This window comes from Simplicispira metamorpha, from assembly GCF_004341365.1.
Taxonomy (GTDB): Bacteria; Pseudomonadota; Gammaproteobacteria; order Burkholderiales; family Burkholderiaceae_C; genus Simplicispira; species Simplicispira metamorpha.
On record NZ_SLXH01000004.1, the window covers coordinates 90209 to 106341 of the forward strand.

The window sequence follows — 16133 nt, forward strand, 5'->3', positions numbered from 1 at the left end:
CCATGAAACATCTGCTTCCTTTTTTGCACTGGCCCCGGCCCGATGCGGCGCTGCTGCGCAGCGAAGCGCTGGCGGGCCTGACCGTGGGCCTGATGGTCTTGCCCCAGGGCGTGGCCTACGCCGCACTGGCGGGCATGCCGCTGGAGACAGGCATTTACGCCTCCATGCTGCCCGCGCTGATCGCGGTGCTGTTCAGCGCGTCGACCCGGCTGTCGGTGGGGCCAACGGCGCTGAGCTGCCTGCTGATCAGCGCCTCGCTCAACGGCCTGGCGGTGCCGGGCGGGGCGGAATGGGTGAATCTGGCGGTGTGGCTGGCGCTGCTCAGCGGCCTGCTGCAAACGGCGCTGGGGCTGCTGCGCTTTGGCTGGCTGCTCAACCTGGTCAGTGCCCCGGTGCTGATGGCGTTTACCCAGGCGGCGGCGGTGTTGATCGTGGCCTCGCAACTGCCCGCGCTGCTGGGGCTGTCGGCAGGGCTGCGCGTGTGGGAGGGCGGCTGGCCCGACGTGTACGCCATGGGCTTCGGTCTGGTCAGTCTGGCCTTGCTGGTGCTGGTGCGCCGCTGGCGGCCTGCGTTTCCCTCGGTGTTGGTGATCGTGCTGCTGAGCGCAGCGGTGTCGGTGGCGATGGGCTTTGAAGCGCTGGGCGGCAAAGTGGTGGGGGTGCTGCCGCACGGGCTGCCCGGGCTGTTTCTGCCGCACTGGCCGGGCTGGGAGGCGCTGGGCCAGCTGGTGCTGCCCACGCTGGTGATCACGCTGGTGAGTTTTCTGGAAACAGCCTCCAGCGCCAAAGTGGACAGCGAGCGCGCGGGCAAGCCCTGGAACCAGAACCAAGACCTGATCGGCCAGGGCCTGGGCAAGCTGGCGGCGGCGTTCAGCGGGGCGTTTCCGACCAGCTCGTCGTTTTCCCGCTCGGCGCTGAATTTGTACGCGGGGGCGCAGACCGGCTGGGCCACGGTGGTCTCGGTGGTGGTGGTGCTGCTGGCGCTGCTGCTGTTCATGCCGGTGCTGCAACAAGTGCCTCACGCGGTGCTGGCGGCAATTGTGCTGGTGGCCGTGATCGGGCTGCTCAAGCCGCGCGAGTTTGTGCGGCTGTGGCGCATCTCGCGGGTGGAAGCGGCCATTGCGGGCACCACTTTTATCGTCACGCTGGTGGCAGCGCCGCGCCTGTACTGGGGTGTGCTGACGGGCATTTTGCTGGCGCTGAGCCATTTTTTGTACCAGCGCCTGCACCCGCGCATCATCGAAGTGGGCCAGCACCCCGACGGCAGCCTGCGCGACCGCCACCTGTGGCAACTGCCGCCGCTGGCGCCGCGGCTGTACGCGCTGCGCATGGATGCCGCGCTGGACTTTGCCGCCGCCAGCAGCTTTGAACGCACCATCGTAGAACACCTGGCCACACACCCGGGCACGCAGCATGTGTGCCTGCTGGCCCAGCCCATCAACCGCATCGACGCCACGGGGATCGAGGTGATGGCCAAGCTGTGCGCCCAGCTGTATTTGCAAGGCATCACCCTGCACATCAGCGGCCTCAAGCTGCCGGTGGAGGCGCCCCTGCGCCGCGCAGGCGCCCTGCCCCCGGGCGACTGGCTGCGCCTGTACCGCACCGATGCCGAGCTGCTGGCCGCGCTGGCCCGGCTGGACGAGGGGCCACACGACATTGCGGGGGCAGCGATCTAGGCCATCCGGGACAATAGCGCCCCATGTCCGACACGCTCCACCTGCTGGTTCCCTATGCCGCCAGCCACCACCCCGGCTGCCAGCACACGCTGCAAACCCTGGCCCTGCCCCACCTCGACGGGCTGCTGCGCCAGCTGCAACGCCAAGGCAGCGACAGCGGCGACGAAGACCATCCCGCCATGCCGCACGAACGCGCACTGGCCCGCGCCCTGGGCCTGCCCGGTGATGGCGCACACACGCCCTGGGCGGCCTGGCAGGTGCAGCGGCAGGGGCCGCCGCCAGAACACCCACCCGCGCAGACCGCAGACACGAGCGCCTGGGCCTTTGTCACTCCCTGCCACTGGCAGGTGGGCACCGACCACATCACGCTGATCGACCCGCACGAATTGGCGCTGGACGAAGCCGCCTCGCGCGCCCTGCTGGCCATCGTGGCGCCCTGGCTGGAGAGCGATGGCATCACCCTGGTGTACGAGCAGCCCACGCGCTGGCTGGCACGGGGCGATGCGCTGGCGCACCTGGTCACACCGTCGCTGGAGCGGGCCCAGGGCCACGATGTGCGAGGCTGGCTGCAACACCAGGCGCAAACCAGCGGCCAGCACAGCCCGCAGGTGCAGGCCGCGCAAACCTGGCAGCGCCTGCACAGCGAGCTGCAAATGCTGCTCTACACCCACCCCTTCAACGACGCGCGCAGCGCGCAGGGCCTGCTGCCGGTCAACGCCTTCTGGGTGCATGGCGCGGGGCGGCTCCATGCCACTGCGCCCTCGGGCGCACCCGTGCAGGTAGAAGACGCCCTGCGCGCACCCGCCTTGCGCCAGGACTGGGCCGCCTGGGCCAGCGCCTGGGCCGCGCTGGATGCGGGCCCGCTGGCCCGGCTGCACGCCCAAATGGCGCGCGGCACCCCGGTGCAGCTGACGCTGTGCGGCCAGCGCAGCGCCATCACCTGGCACAGCGGAGGGCGCAGCCTGCGGCACAAAATTTCAAGCATTTTCCGGCCCCAGCGCTTTGCTGACGTGCGCGAGCAGCTATGAAAATCATAGTACGCGACATCCCCCCCCGCGCCGCCTGGGCGCTGGAGCAAGCGGGCGTTCACCCGCTGCTGGCGCGCCTGTACGCGGCGCGCGGCGTCATGGCCCCCGACGAGCTGGACGACGCCCTGGCGCGCCTGCTGCCGCCCGCGCAGCTGCTGGGCGCACAGCAAGCCGCCGTGCTGCTGGCCGACGCCATCGCGCAAGACAAAAAGCTCTGCATCGTGGCCGACTACGATTGCGACGGTGCCACCGCCTGCGCCGTGGCCGTGCGCGGCCTGCGCCTGCTGGGCGCGCGCCACCTCGACTACCTGGTGCCCGACCGCGTGGTCGATGGCTATGGCCTGACGGCGCCGATTGCCCAGCGCGTGAAAGAACGCGGCGCCGATGTGCTCATCACCGTGGACAACGGCATCGGCAGCCCCGAAGGCGTGGACGCAGCCCATGCCCTGGGCATGCAGGTGCTCATCACCGACCACCACCTGCCCTCCCACGCTGTGCCGCAGGCCGATGCCATCGTCAACCCCAACCAGCCCGGCTGCACCTTTGCCAGCAAAAGCCTGGCCGGTGTGGGCGTCATGTTTTACGTGCTGCTGGCCCTGCGAGCGCAGCTGCGCCAGCGCGGCGCTTTTGACGCTGCCAGCCAGCCCAAACTCGATGCGTTGCTGCCGCTGGTGGCCCTGGGCACGGTGGCCGACGTGGTGCGGCTGGATGCCAACAACCGCCGCCTGGTGGCGCAGGGCCTCAAGCGCATCCGTGCGGGGCAGATGCCAGTGGGCGTGGCGGCGCTGTTCCGCGCCGCCGGACGCGACGCGCGCAGTGCCACCAGCCAGGACTTCGGCTTTGCCCTGGGCCCGCGCATCAACGCCGCAGGGCGCCTGGCCGACATGGCGCTGGGCATCGAATGCCTGCTGACCGACGACGCCAGCCACGCCGACGCACTGGCGCACCAGCTCGATGCCATCAACCGCGAGCGCCGCGAGATTGAAGGCGGCATGCGCGAGCAAGCCTTTGCCATGGTCGAAGCCATGCTGCGCCGCCAGGCCAACCCGCCGCCGGGCGCGCCTACCGCCACCGCAGAGGGTGGCCCAACGGTGCCTGCACCCGGCACAGCGGCCAGCGATTCACCGCCCGCCGTGAGCGTGTTCGACCCCGACTTCCACGAAGGCGTGGTCGGCATCGTGGCCTCGCGCCTCAAAGACCAGCTGCACCGGCCCACGTTTGTGTTTGCCGCCAGCGCCGCGCCGGGCAAGGGCCATGAATTGAAAGGTTCGGGCCGCTCCATCCCCGGGTTTCATTTGCGCGATGCGCTGGATTTGGTGGCCAAGCGCCACCCCGGCGTGCTGCTGCGCTTTGGCGGCCACGCCATGGCGGCGGGCTGCACCATTGCACGCGATCACTTCGACACCTTCCGCCAGGCGCTGGCGCAAATCGCGCAAGAGTGGCTGGATGCGGCCACGCTCACGCGCACACTTGAAACCGACGGGCCGCTGGCGCCCGAGTACCGCCGCGCCGATCTGGTCGATACGCTGGGCCACGAGGTCTGGGGCCAGGGGTTTGCCGCGCCCACCTTCAGCGAAGAAGTCGAGGTGCTCAGCCAGCGCCTGGTCGGCAAAGACGGCAGCCACCTGTCGCTCAAGCTGCTGCACCGGGGCACGCCGGTCGATGGCATCTGGTTTGGCCGCACCGAGCCGCTGCCAGCGCGCGCCGTGTTGGCCTTTCGCCTCGATGTGAACGAGTGGCGCGGCGAGCGCAAGGTGCAGTTTCTGATCGAAGGCGCGCAGCTGTAAGGCGTGTGCGCACCTGCGGATTACAGCGCCTCAGTGGTCGGCGGACGCTGCGTTGTGGCTCATCAACCGGTCGGTCAGGGCAATGGCCAGCGCGCTCAGCAAGAAAGCGATGTGGATGATGGTTTGCCACATCAGCACTTTCAGGTCGTAGTTGGCCGCGTTGATGAAGGTTTTGAGCAGGTGGATCGAGCTGATGCCGATGATGGCCGTGGACAGCTTGACCTTGAGCACCGAAGCGTTCACGTGGTTGAGCCACTCGGGCTGGTCGGGGTGGCTCTCCAGGTTCATGCGGCTGACAAAGGTTTCGTAGCCGCCCACAATCACCATGATGAGCAGGTTGGAGATCATCACCACGTCAATCAGCCCCAGCACCACCAGCATGATGATGGTTTCGTTGATTTTGGTGATTTGTACATCGGTTTTGTAGCCAATGCCGCTGATCAACGCCTGCAAGGCATCGCTGTTGCCAAACACGGCTTCGAGCAAATGCACCAGCTCCACCCAGAAGTGGAACACGTACACCCCCTGGGCCACGATCAGCCCCAGATACAAGGGCAGTTGCAGCCAGCGGCTGGCAAAAATCAGGGAGGGCAAAGGGCGCAGCGGAGAGCCGCCGGGGGGCGATGAGAGCATGGGATGCCTGTGGTGAGAGAAAAAACGCGGGGCGCTGATTTTAAAAGGGCGCCCGGCGCTGCGGTGGCACCCACGCCAGGTATTTTTTACATAAAAAAGCCGCCTGAACCTCGCGGTGCAAGCGGCTAAAGCTATTAAATCAATAGCAAAAAATCAAGACTCAAAAACTTTCCCAATCATCCTCATTGCCCGGGGTGCTGCGCGGTGCGGGGGCAATGCGGGGCGCCGTGCTGGGGGCGCTGGCACCCGGGGCGGGCGGCGCACGCCGGGGTGCAGCCACGGCCTTGGCCACGCCCGCCTTGGGCGCGGGCGCGGGCGCGGGTGCTGGCACTGCGGCACTCTTATACGCCGGGCGGGCTGGCGACGCGCCCACAGAGCGGGCCACCATACCAGCGCTGGCACCACCCACGTTGAACTGCCCCACCACCTCGGCCAAGCGCCGGGCCTGGGAATGCATGGCGCTGGCGGCGGCGGCAGACTGCTCAACCAGCGCGGCGTTTTGCTGCGTCATCTGGTCCAGATTGGTCACGGCCTGGTTGACTTGGGAAATGCCATCGCGCTGCTCGGTGGACGAGGCCGTGATCTCACCGATCAGGTCGCTGACGCGGCGCACGCCGCTGACGATTTCCTGCATGCTTTGTCCGGCCTGTGCCACCTGCTGGGAGCCCGACTCAACGTTCTGCACCGAGGCGCCAATCAGCGCCTTGATCTCTTTGGCCGCATCCGCGCTGCGCCCGGCCAGGCTGCGCACTTCGGAAGCCACCACGGCAAAGCCCCGGCCTTGTTCACCGGCGCGGGCCGCCTCTACGGCGGCGTTGAGCGCCAGGATGTTGGTCTGGAAAGCGATGCCGTCAATCACGCCGATGATGTCGGCAATCTTGCGCGAGCTGTCGGTGATCTGCTGCATGCTGGCCACCACCTGCCCCACCACTTCGCCACCGCGCTCGGCGGCCTGCGCTGCCGTGCCAGCGAGCTGGTTGGCCTGGCGCGCCGTCTCGGCGGCCTGGGTAACGGTGGCGGTAAGTTCTTCCATGCTGGCAGCGGTTTCTTCGAGGTTGGCCGCCGTTTGCTCGGTGCGCGCCGACAAGTCCTGGTTGCCGGTGGCAATCTGGCTGGAGGCAGACGAGACGGATTCAACCCCCGTGCGCACTTCCGACACCAGGGCGCGCAGGCGCTGCGACATCTGGTCAAAGGCCTTGAGCAGATCGCCAAACTCGTCTTGGCGCCCCCCTTCCAGAGTTTGGGTCAGGTCGCCAGCGCTGATGGCTTTGGCGGCATCAACGGCACGGTTCAACGGCTGCATGATGGATCGCACCAGCGCCATGGCCATCAAGATAGCCACCAGCAACACCGCTGCGGCACTGACCAGGCCCACCACCACGGCATTGCGGCGCGCTTCATGGGCGACGGCGATGGCCGCGTCGCGCTGCGCCTCCTGCACCTTGACAAAGGCCACCAACGCATCCAGCAGGCCAGCAGCGGCAGGAGTGAATTCGTTTTGTGTGAACGCGAAGGTGGCAGCGTAGTCGCCAGCCTCTTTGAGCTCAGGCACTTTGGCCAGGAAGGTGCGCGCATGGGTGCGGGCCTTGCTCACGTTCTCCAGGGCCTGTTTTTCAGCGTCGGTTCGGGCGTTTTCGACAGCTTTGGCCTGGATTTCATTGATCTTGGCGGAATCGGCGGCGCTTTTCTGGGTGAGGAATTTGTAGGCTTCGGCCGATTGCACATTGATGGCGGCCACGGTGCGCTCCATCACCACCTCGGTCAGCCCCTGCCAGCGCGTGGCTTGGGTGATGGCGTTTTCATAACGTGCAATGTCTTCAAACGCCCGGCTCATCGCTGCACTGGAGTGGTATTGCGTGAACGCTGCCACCGCCAGAATCAGGCCCAGCAATCCCAAAATCGTGCCCCACAGCTTGTGGGATACCCTCATGTTGTCCAGTTTCATAGCTTCTCTTTTCTGCGCCAAACATCCAGGGGGTATCAAACCAGCGACCGCGGCGCACCGCCTGAACACATTAAAAAAAGGCATTCTACGTAAGCAAATGCTTCCATACCTGCCTGCATTGGCGCTTGAACACCCCTCCAAGGTAAACACTCTAAAATTGCCCGGTGAACTCCTACCTCAACGCTGACCTGCACTGCCACTCTGTGGTTTCCGATGGCACCCTTACCCCCGAGGTGCTGGCAACGCGAGCGCGCGGCAACGGTGTCGATTTATGGGCCCTGACCGACCACGATGAAATCGGCGGCGTGCAACGCGCCCGGGTGGCGGCGCAGGCCCAGGGCATGGCTTTTTTGAGCGGTGTCGAGATTTCGGTCAGTTTTGCCAGCGAGACGGTACACATCGTCGGCCTGGGCTTTGACGACAGCGATCCACGCATCGCCCAGGGCTTGGCGGCCACGCGCGGTGGGCGCGACACCCGCGCCATGGAGATGGCCGAGCAACTGGCACAGGTGGGCATTGCCGGGGCCTATGAAGGCGCCCTTAAATATGTGGGCAACCCGGCGCTGATCTCGCGCACGCACTTTGCCCGGTTTCTGGTAGAGGCAGGCGTGTGCAAAGAGACCTCCGAGGTGTTTCGCAAATACCTCACCGAGGGCAAGCCCGGTTTTGTGCCCCACCGCTGGGCCAATCTGGGCGATGCCGTGCATTGGATCACGCAGGCCGGCGGCGTGGCCATCATTGCCCATCCGGCGCGCTATCGGCTCACAGCCAACGAAGAATTCGCCCTGTTTTCTGAGTTCAAGGAACACGGCGGCCAAGGCGTGGAGGTGGTCACAGGCAGCCACTCGGTGGCCGAATACGCCACCTACGCCGCCATGGCCCGCGAATTTGGCCTGGCCGCCTCGCGCGGCAGCGACTTCCATGGCCCCGACGAATCCCATACCGATCTGGGCAAGCTGCCCGCCCTGCCCTCCGGTCTCACCCCCGTGTGGGAGCTGCTGGCCGATCGCATCCAACCCGCTGCCTGATAGGCACAAAGGCTGACACCATGGCCCAGTTTTTTGACATCCACCCCGACAACCCCCAGCCACGCCTGCTCAAGCAAGCCGCCGCGCTGCTGCAAAAAGGCGCCATTCTGGCCGTGCCCACCGATTCGAGCTACGCCCTGGTCTGCCACTTGGATGACAAGCAAGCGGTAGACCGCCTGCGCCGCATCCGCCAGGTCGATGAAAAACACCACCTGACGCTGCTGTGCAGCGACCTGTCGGCGCTGGCCAACTACGCGCTGGTGGACAACAAGCAGTACCGCCTGCTCAAGCTGGCCACACCCGGCCCCTACACCTTCATCCTGGAAGCCACCAAAGAAGTGCCCCGGCGCGTGAGCCACCCTTCGCGCAAAACCATCGGTCTGCGTGTGCCCGACCGCAAAGGCCTGCAAATGCTGATTGACCTGCACGGTGCGCCGCTCTTGGCCACCACGCTGATCCCACCGGGCGAGACCGAGCCGCTCAACGACGCACAAGAAATTCGCCAACGCTACGAGCACCAGATTGACGCCGTGATCGACGCGGGCGCCTGCCCCTTCGAGCCCACCACGGTGATCGACCTGACACCCATGGGCAGCGGCGGCGACCCGGTGGTGCTGCGCGAAGGCCGCGGCAGCCTGTCGGCCATTGGTCTTTGAGGCGGCTCCCGGTGGACATCTCCAACCTCATCCAGACCGTTCTGATCTACGCCCTGCCGGTGCTGTTTGCCATCACCGTGCACGAGGCGGCCCACGGCTACGCGGCGCGCCACTATGGCGACAACACCGCCTACATGCTGGGACGCATCACACTCAACCCGTTCAAGCACATCGATCCCGTCGGTACCATCCTGATGCCGCTGCTGCTGTACTTTGCCACCTCGGGCGCATTTTTGTTTGGCTACGCCAAACCCGTGCCAGTCAATTTTGGCCACCTGCGCAACCCCAAGCGCGACATGGTGTGGGTGGCGCTGGCCGGGCCAGCGTCCAACTTTGTGCAGGCCGCCCTTTGGGCAGTGCTGCTGGTGGTGCTGGTGGGCACGGGCACGCAGGAGCGCTTCTTTTTAGAGATGGCCCGCGCTGGCGTGCTGGTCAATCTGGTGATGTGGGCCTTCAACCTGTTTCCGCTGCCGCCACTGGATGGCGGGCGCATTCTGGTCGGACTGCTGCCCTGGAAGCAGGCACACCTGCTGTCGCGCGTGGAACCCTGGGGCTTTTTCATCGTGATGGCGCTGGTTCTGGCGGGCATTGTGGGCTCGCTGTGGCTGCGCCCGCTGATGAGCCTGGGCTACGGCGCCATCAACCTGCTGCTGACACCGCTCACCGCCCTGCTGCGCTAGATGGCGCCTTTTCTTTTTTCTTGCTGATTGCGTTTTTATGAGCACCACGCGTTTTCTGACCGGCATCACCACCACCGGTACCCCCCACCTGGGCAACTTTGTCGGCTCCATCCGCCCCTCGGTCGAGGCCAGCCTGCGCCCCGGCGTGCAGAGCTTTTATTTTTTGGCCGACTACCACGCACTCATCAAATGCGAAGACCCGGCGCGCATCCAGCGCTCGACACTGGAGATTGCCGCCAGCTGGCTGGCTGCCGGGCTCAACCCCGAGCAGGTCACGTTCTACCGCCAGTCCGACATCCCCGAAATTGCCGAACTCAACTGGCTGCTCAGCTGCGTCACCGGCAAGGGCCTGCTCAACCGCGCCCACGCCTACAAAGCATCGCAAGACAAAAACCTGGCGGCGGGCCGCGAGGCAGACGACGGCGTCACTGCCGGCCTGTTCATGTACCCCGTGCTCATGGGCGCCGACATCCTGATGTTCAAGGCGAACAAAGTGCCCGTGGGCCGCGACCAGATCCAGCACATCGAAATGGCGCGTGACATGGCCGCCAGCTTCAACCACCTCTACGGCGAACACTTCACGCTGCCCGAAGCGGTGATTGACGACAACGTGGCCACCCTGCCCGGCCTCGATGGCCGCAAGATGAGCAAAAGCTACAACAACACCATCCCGCTGTTCAGCTCGCGCGCGCAGCTGCAAAAGCTCATCGGCAGCCTGCTGACCGACTCGCGCGCGCCCGGCGAACCCAAAGAAGTCGAAGGTTCGGCGCTGTTCCAGATTTACCAGGCCTTTGCCACCGAGCAAGAGACCGCCGCCCTGCGCCAGCAGTATGCCGACGGCATTGCCTGGGGCGACGCCAAACAGCTGCTGCTGGAGCGCGTGGACCAGGTGATAACGCCCATGCGGGCGCAGTACGAAGCGCTGATCAGCCACCCCGAGCGCATCGAGCAAACCCTGCTGGCCGGTGCCGAGCGGGCCCGCACGCTGGCCACGCCGTTCATCCGCGAGCTGCGCTCTGCCGTGGGCCTGCGCAGCCTGGCCCAGGGCACCGCTGCCCCCCAGGCAGCCAAAGCCACCAAGGCTGCGCTGCCCAGCTTCAAGCAGTACCGCGAAAAAGACGGCCAGTTCTACTTCAAGCTGGTGGCCGCCGATGGCCGCCTGCTGCTGCAAAGCACGGGTTTTGCCGCACCCCAAGAGGCAGGCCAGGCCATCGCCCAGCTGCAAAAAGACGCCAATGCGCTGCACACCCTGGCCGCGCGCCTGGCGCCGGTAGAAGGCGTATCAACGCAGGACGTAGCCGCAGCCCTGCAACAACTGAGCGACGCTGCCAACGCCTGATTGGGTGCCAGGCAGCGCCATAAGATTGCTATTATTTAAATAGCATAAAGCGCACGCTACACAAGCCCTGCCGGCCAAAAAACCATCAAAATGCGCCCCCTGTGCCTGAAGCCGCAGGGGGCATGACCACCGCCGCAGGCTGCACCTGGTTGCGGCCAGCGTGTTTGGCGCGGTACATGGCTTTGTCAACGCGCTCAATCAACTGCGCCAGGGTTTCGCCAGGCTGCAGCTCGCCGACTCCCACAGACAACGTGACCTGGCCCGCCTGCTCGTGCGTCAACCGTTGCACGCTTGCGCGGCAGCGCTCAGCCAGAGGCAGCGCCTGCCCCAGGTCACAGCCACTGAAAACCAGCAAGAATTCTTCTCCACCCCAACGGATGACGCTGTCGTTGGCGCGCAGTGCGGCAATGAGGCTGCGCGACAGCGCCTTGAGCACTGCGTCGCCACAACTGTGGCCCCAGGTGTCGTTGATCTGCTTGAAGTAGTCAACATCAGCGATGGCTATCGACATGGGCAGTTTGCTGCCCACGGCCTGCATGTAGGCTTTTTCCAGCACCATTTCACCGGAGGCGCGGTTGAGCGCGCCGGTCAATGCGTCAAAGCGCATGGTCTCGCGAAACATCTGCTCTTCCAGCACCCGGGTGGTCAGGTCGCGAAAAATGCTCACGTAGTGCGTCACTTCGCCCGCCTCGTCGGTCAGGGGCGTGATGGTTTCGTCGCAGTAAATCAGCGCGTTGTTTTTGGCGCGGTTGGTGAAGGTGCCCCTGAAGGTTTTGCCCTGCTTCAGGGTGTCCCACATGTTCTGGTAGAACGCCGCGTCATGTTCACCGGACTTGAGCAGACTGGGGGTGTGCCCCAGCACCTCGGTCAACCCATAGCCGGTGATTTTTTCAAACCCTTTGTTGACAAACTCGATGACGCCGTGGCGGTTGGTGATGAGCACGCCATCGTCGGTGACGTTGAGCACATGGGCAAAAAGCTGGGTTGTCTTTTGTGCCGCCATCAGGTTGCTGATGTCTTGCTGCACTGAGATGAAGTGGGTGATCTCGCCCGCCGGATTGCGCACCGGGGAAATGTTCCACTCTACCGTGTAGGGTCGCCCGTCCTTGCGGTAGTTGATGGTGGAGCCTTGGAAATAGCTGCCCTGGCGCAGGCACTCGCGCAGCCACTCCATCACGTCGGGATTGGTGGCCGGCCCCTGGAGCAGGCGTGGGTTACGGCCCAGCAGTTCTTGCTCGCTATAGCCAGTCATGCGGCTAAAGGCTTCGTTGGCATAAACGATGCGGCAACCCTCTTTGTCCAGGCTTGCGTCAGTCAACACCACCGCGTTGAACGACTGCTCAAGCGCAACGGCAAGCACGGCGGGATCAATGTGGCTGAGCAAGGTTTTCATGGGGGCGCGACAAATCCTGATGGTGCAAGCATGGCCACTGAATGGTAACGCGCTGCTTTGGCTGGCCCGGCAAACAGCACCAAGACCAAAGAAAAAACCCTTGCAAGTCATTGACTTGCAAGGGTTTTTAATTTGGCGGAGAGGGTGGGATTCGAACCCACGGTGATATTGCTACCACGCCTGATTTCGAGTCAGGTACATTCGACCACTCTGCCACCTCTCCTGTGTGTCGAAGCCTGCGATTCTAGCAGATATTTCAAGGCACCAGCACTTCCAGCCCGCCCATATAGGGGCGAAGCACTTCGGGCACGGTCACGCTGCCGTCTGCGTTCTGGTAGTTTTCCAGCACGGCCACCAGCGTGCGGCCCACGGCCAGGCCCGAGCCGTTCAGGGTGTGTACCAGTTCATTCTTGCCCTGGGCGTTCTTGAAGCGCGCTTGCAGACGGCGCGACTGGAAGGCCTCGCAGTTGCTCACCGAGCTGATTTCGCGGTAGTTGTTCTGGCCGGGCAGCCACACTTCCAGGTCATAGGTTTTGGCGGCGCCAAAGCCCATATCGCCCGTACACAGGCTCATCACGCGGTAAGGCAGGCCCAGTTTTTGCAGGATGGCCTCGGCGTGGCCGGTCATGGCTTCCAGCGCTTCGTAGCTGTGGTCGGGATGCACGATTTGCACCATTTCCACCTTGTCGAACTGGTGCTGACGGATCATGCCGCGCGTGTCGCGGCCATAGCTGCCTGCCTCCGAGCGAAAGCATGGCGTATGCGCCGTGAGCTTGATGGGCAACTCGGATTCGGCCAACACCACATCGCGGACAAAGTTGGTCAGCGGCACCTCGCTGGTGGGGATGAGGTAGAGCGCGGCGTGGTCGGGCACGGGCTCGCCGTCCTGGCCACCCTTTTTGGCGGCAAACAGGTCGCCTTCAAACTTGGGAAGCTGGCCGGTGCCTTTGAGCGAATCGGCGTTGACGGCGTAGGGCACATAGCACTCGGCATAGCCGTGCTCTTGCGTCTGCACGTCCAGCATGAATGCGCTAAGCGCCCGGTGCAGGCGGGCGATGCCGCCCTTCATCACCGTAAAGCGCGAGCCCGACAACTTGACGCCCATGTCAAAGTCCAGCCCCAGCGGGGTGCCCACGTCCACATGGTCTTTCACCTCGAACGCAAAGGTGGCGGGCGTGCCCCAGCGGCGCACTTCCACGTTGCCCGATTCATCGGGGCCCACGGGCACGCTCTCGTGGGGCAGGTTGGGCACGGCCATGAGCATGGTTTGCAGCTCGGTCTGGATTTGCTCCAGGCGCTGGGCCGATTGCTCCAGCTCCACCTTGGAAGCCGCCACCTGGGCCTTGGCAGCCTCGGCGCCCTCTTTGTCGCCCTTGCCCATCAGCATGCCGATGTGCTTGGAGAGCTGGTTGCGCTGGGCTTGCAGCTCCTCGGTGCGGGTTTGCAGGGTTTTGCGCTCGGATTCCAGCGCTTGGAACGCTTGCACGTCCAAGAACGCCTGGGGATTTTTGCGGGTTTCCAGGCGGGCGATGGCGCTGGCCAGGTCTTTGCGGAGAAGAAAAATGTCAAGCATGCAGCGATTTTAGGGGCCACGGCGGCGGCGCCCGCCACAGCGCCGGGGTATTGCCCTCTGGCGCCACCACCGCCCTTTAACATGCCTGTCCAATGGCAGCGCCGATTCTGCCCGCAGGAGCTCAGCATGTTTTTTGTCTTTGGCCCGTCTGGGCAAATGTACCGCGGTGGCCCCGAGAACCTGGCCAAAATCTCGCCCGTGCGCAGCGTGCGCCGCCCCTTGGCGCTGCGCGCGCGCCTGGACCCGCAAGGCGATGGCGTAGCGCCCTTCCCGCTGCCCCCACCACCGGCCCAGACCACAGCGCCCACGCCGCCGACCATGACGCTGCGCGCCCAAGATGCCGTCAGCGCCTACGCCCGCACCGAGCAAGGCCCGCAGATGGCACGCCAGCCGCTGACACGCGTGAGCGATGTGATGACGCGCGGCGCCCTCACCGTCACTCCCACCATGCGCGTGCATGACGCCTGGCACCTGCTGTCTGAACACCACATCGGCCAGGCGCCGGTGCTCAATGCACAAGGCCATGTGGTGGGATTGCTGTTGCGCAGCGACATCGCGCCCCAGGAGCTGCTGCCCGCGCCGGGCAGCATGGGCGAACAATTGGCGCTGGTGCGCCGCCTGGTGGCAGAGGCCATGGTCAGCCCGGTGCCGACGGTGTCGGTCGATACCGAGCTGCGCCGCGTCGCCCAGGTGCTGCTGGACACCGGCCTGCCCGGCCTGCCGGTGACGGATGAGTGGGGCAGCATGGCGGGTTTTGTCTCGCGCACCGACATCCTGCGCGCCGTGGCCGCCGACCCGCCGCTGGACTTGTGGAGCTGACTTGGCCGATAAAATTATCGATCAAATCAGCCTCCAGCCCTTGCGTGGTGGGCGCTACCAGCTATCAATAAGAGAGTGTTACAGCGTCAGGCAGCACCGGTTTCGGGGCGGCGCTCGGCCAGTTCCAGGCCGGTAGCGGCATCGAGCTTGAGGCCCTTGGGCAGCGGAAACTTCACCGTCTCTTCGATGCCGTTCATGCTGCGCACCGACACCGCGCCCAGCGCCTTGATGCGGTCAATCACCTGCTTGACCAGAATCTCGGGCGCCGAGGCACCCGCCGTCAGGCCGACGCGGGCAATGCCCTTGAACCACTCGGGACGCAGCTCATCGGCACTATCGACCATGTAGGCCGTGGTGCCCAGCTTGGCCGCCAGCTCGCGCAGGCGGTTGCTGTTGGAGCTGGTGGGGCTGCCCACCACAATCACCAAGTCCACCTGCGGGCTCAGTACCTTGACGGCATCCTGGCGGTTTTGCGTGGCGTAGCAAATATCCTGCTGTTTGGGCTCGCGCACCTGCGGAAAGCGCGCGCGCACGGCGGCGGTGATCTCGGCGGCATCGTCCACGCTCAGGGTGGTTTGCGTGACCACGGCGAGTTTGGCCGTTTGCAACGGCTGCACGCGGGCCACGTCGGCCACGTCTTCCACCAGGTGGATGCCGTGGTCGAGCTGGCCCATGGTGCCCTCGACCTCGGGGTGGCCTTTGTGGCCAATCATGATGAACTCGTAGCCCTCCTGGGCCAGCTTGGCCACCTCGACGTGGACTTTGGTGACCAGCGGGCAGGTGGCGTCAAACACGCTGAAGCCGCGCGCGTGCGCCTCCATCTGCACGGCCTTGCTCACACCGTGGGCGCTGAACACCAGCGTGGCGCCAGGCGGCACATCGCTCAGTGCTTCAATGAAGATGGCGCCCTTGGCCTTGAGGTCGTTGACCACGTAGGTGTTGTGCACGATTTCATGGCGCACGTAGATGGGCGCGCCAAACTTTTGCAGCGCCCGCTCCACGATCTCAATGGCCCGGTCCACGCCCGCACAAAAGCCGCGCGGCTCGGCCAGCAGCACTTCCTGGGGCAGGTTCACAGCACGCCAATCACCTGGACTTCAAACGTCACTGGCTGGCTGGCCAGGGGGTGGTTGAAGTCGATCAACAACGCATCGGGGCTGTCGGTGTTGCCCACTTGCACCACCACGCCCGCGTAGGTGGCCAGGCCATCGGGGGTGGCAAATTCGACCACTTCACCGGGGTGGTACTGGTCGTCGGGGTCGCCCATGGCGTTGAGCAGCGTGCGCGCCACCCACTGCTGCATCTCGGGGTTGCGCTGGCCAAAAGCCTCGCCTGCGGGCAGCTCAAACGTGGCGCGGTCGCCCTCGTTCAGGCCCAGCAGGCGCTCTTCCATGGCCGGGGACAGCTCGCCTGCGCCCAGCGAAAGCGTGGCCGGTTTGCCGTCAAAAGTGTTGATGATGTCGCCAGCGGGGCCCGCCAGACGGTAATGCAGGGTCAGGAATGAACCCGGTTGAACAAGTGCCATGGGTGCCTCTATAAACTGGCGCCATTTTACGGTTGGCCTCCCGCACACTGC

14 protein-coding genes and 1 tRNA gene are annotated in these 16133 nt (G+C 65.1%); 8 read left to right on the forward strand and 7 right to left on the reverse strand.

Going from position 1 to position 16133, the window contains the following annotated elements:
- Positions 1-2: 2 nt before the first annotated feature.
- From EV674_RS03400 to recJ, 3 genes are read left to right on the forward strand one after another with little or no spacing between them, the layout of a single operon-like run.
- Positions 3-1676 carry a SulP family inorganic anion transporter gene (locus EV674_RS03400; RefSeq protein ID WP_119011983.1) on the forward strand — a complete coding sequence of 558 codons (1674 nt, stop codon included), beginning with the start codon at positions 3-5 and terminating at the stop codon, positions 1674-1676.
- Positions 1677-1699: 23 nt separating this feature from the next.
- A complete protein-coding gene (locus tag EV674_RS03405) occupies positions 1700-2704 on the forward strand; it encodes a phosphoglycerate mutase (protein ID WP_119011984.1) in 1005 nt (334 codons plus the stop codon).
- Positions 2701-4491: a single-stranded-DNA-specific exonuclease RecJ gene (gene recJ / locus EV674_RS03410; RefSeq protein WP_119011985.1), complete on the forward strand. Its 1791-nt coding sequence runs from the start codon at positions 2701-2703 to the stop codon at positions 4489-4491. Before EV674_RS03405 ends, recJ begins: the two co-directional genes overlap by 4 nt.
- Positions 4492-4521: 30 nt before the next feature.
- Here the strand turns inward: recJ and EV674_RS03415 are convergent, their stop codons facing one another.
- Both EV674_RS03415 and EV674_RS03420 read right to left on the reverse strand, forming a co-directional pair.
- Entirely contained in the window at positions 4522-5124 is a 603-nt protein-coding gene (locus tag EV674_RS03415) for a TIGR00645 family protein (RefSeq protein WP_119011986.1), read from the reverse strand.
- Positions 5125-5284: 160 nt separating this feature from the next.
- Positions 5285-7069, reverse strand: coding sequence for a methyl-accepting chemotaxis protein (locus EV674_RS03420; protein WP_119011987.1), 1785 nt, complete (start codon positions 7067-7069; stop codon positions 5285-5287).
- A gap of 164 nt (positions 7070-7233) precedes the next feature.
- Between EV674_RS03420 and EV674_RS03425 the strand changes: the two genes are divergently transcribed.
- The 4 genes from EV674_RS03425 to EV674_RS03440 are packed head-to-tail and all read left to right on the forward strand — an operon-like array spanning position 7234 to position 10772.
- Entirely contained in the window at positions 7234-8097 is an 864-nt protein-coding gene (locus EV674_RS03425; protein WP_119011988.1) for a 3',5'-nucleoside bisphosphate phosphatase, read from the forward strand.
- 20 nt (positions 8098-8117) lie between these two features.
- Positions 8118-8753, forward strand: coding sequence for an L-threonylcarbamoyladenylate synthase (locus tag EV674_RS03430; protein WP_119011989.1), 636 nt, complete (start codon positions 8118-8120; stop codon positions 8751-8753).
- Positions 8754-8764: 11 nt separating this feature from the next.
- Positions 8765-9433, forward strand: a complete 669-nt coding sequence (locus tag EV674_RS03435) for a site-2 protease family protein (protein WP_119011990.1) — start codon at positions 8765-8767, stop codon at positions 9431-9433.
- Positions 9434-9470: 37 nt separating this feature from the next.
- Complete coding sequence (locus EV674_RS03440; protein ID WP_119011991.1) at positions 9471-10772, forward strand: tryptophan--tRNA ligase; 1302 nt, start codon at positions 9471-9473, stop codon at positions 10770-10772.
- An 85-nt stretch (positions 10773-10857) separates the two neighbouring features.
- Here the strand turns inward: EV674_RS03440 and EV674_RS03445 are convergent, their stop codons facing one another.
- From EV674_RS03445 to serS, 3 genes are all read right to left on the reverse strand, one after another.
- Positions 10858-12165, reverse strand: a complete 1308-nt coding sequence (locus EV674_RS03445; protein WP_119011992.1) for a sensor domain-containing diguanylate cyclase — start codon at positions 12163-12165, stop codon at positions 10858-10860.
- A gap of 133 nt (positions 12166-12298) precedes the next feature.
- Positions 12299-12388: transfer RNA gene (locus EV674_RS03450), tRNA-Ser, on the reverse strand.
- A gap of 33 nt (positions 12389-12421) precedes the next feature.
- Positions 12422-13738 carry a serine--tRNA ligase gene (serS, locus tag EV674_RS03455; protein ID WP_119011993.1) on the reverse strand — a complete coding sequence of 439 codons (1317 nt, stop codon included), beginning with the start codon at positions 13736-13738 and terminating at the stop codon, positions 12422-12424.
- A gap of 126 nt (positions 13739-13864) precedes the next feature.
- On the opposite strand from serS, the gene EV674_RS03460 reads away from it, so the two are divergent.
- Positions 13865-14557, forward strand: a complete 693-nt coding sequence (locus EV674_RS03460) for a CBS domain-containing protein (RefSeq protein ID WP_119011994.1) — start codon at positions 13865-13867, stop codon at positions 14555-14557.
- Positions 14558-14643: 86 nt separating this feature from the next.
- Here the strand turns inward: EV674_RS03460 and ispH are convergent, their stop codons facing one another.
- Positions 14644-15633, reverse strand: coding sequence for a 4-hydroxy-3-methylbut-2-enyl diphosphate reductase (gene ispH, locus EV674_RS03465; protein WP_119011995.1), 990 nt, complete (start codon positions 15631-15633; stop codon positions 14644-14646).
- Positions 15630-16082, reverse strand: coding sequence for an FKBP-type peptidyl-prolyl cis-trans isomerase (locus EV674_RS03470; RefSeq protein ID WP_119011996.1), 453 nt, complete (start codon positions 16080-16082; stop codon positions 15630-15632). The genes ispH and EV674_RS03470 overlap by 4 nt, the downstream gene beginning before the upstream one ends.
- Between the last annotated feature and the right edge of the window lie 51 nt (positions 16083-16133).

Excerpts from the sequence above, each read along its gene's own strand:
- EV674_RS03400 (WP_119011983.1), top strand. The coding sequence starts at position 3 with ATGAAACATCTGCTTCCTTTTTTGCACTGGCCCCGGCCCGATGCGGCG.
- EV674_RS03405 (WP_119011984.1), top strand. The coding sequence starts at position 1,700 with ATGTCCGACACGCTCCACCTGCTGGTTCCCTATGCCGCCAGCCACCAC.
- recJ (WP_119011985.1), top strand. The coding sequence starts at position 2,701 with ATGAAAATCATAGTACGCGACATCCCCCCCCGCGCCGCCTGGGCGCTG.
- EV674_RS03415 (WP_119011986.1), bottom strand. The coding sequence starts at position 5,124 with ATGCTCTCATCGCCCCCCGGCGGCTCTCCGCTGCGCCCTTTGCCCTCC.
- EV674_RS03420 (WP_119011987.1), bottom strand. The coding sequence starts at position 7,069 with ATGAAACTGGACAACATGAGGGTATCCCACAAGCTGTGGGGCACGATT.
- EV674_RS03430 (WP_119011989.1), top strand. The coding sequence starts at position 8,118 with ATGGCCCAGTTTTTTGACATCCACCCCGACAACCCCCAGCCACGCCTG.
- EV674_RS03440 (WP_119011991.1), top strand. The coding sequence starts at position 9,471 with ATGAGCACCACGCGTTTTCTGACCGGCATCACCACCACCGGTACCCCC.
- EV674_RS03445 (WP_119011992.1), bottom strand. The coding sequence starts at position 12,165 with ATGAAAACCTTGCTCAGCCACATTGATCCCGCCGTGCTTGCCGTTGCG.
- serS (WP_119011993.1), bottom strand. The coding sequence starts at position 13,738 with ATGCTTGACATTTTTCTTCTCCGCAAAGACCTGGCCAGCGCCATCGCC.
- EV674_RS03460 (WP_119011994.1), top strand. The coding sequence starts at position 13,865 with ATGTTTTTTGTCTTTGGCCCGTCTGGGCAAATGTACCGCGGTGGCCCC.
- EV674_RS03470 (WP_119011996.1), bottom strand. The coding sequence starts at position 16,082 with ATGGCACTTGTTCAACCGGGTTCATTCCTGACCCTGCATTACCGTCTG.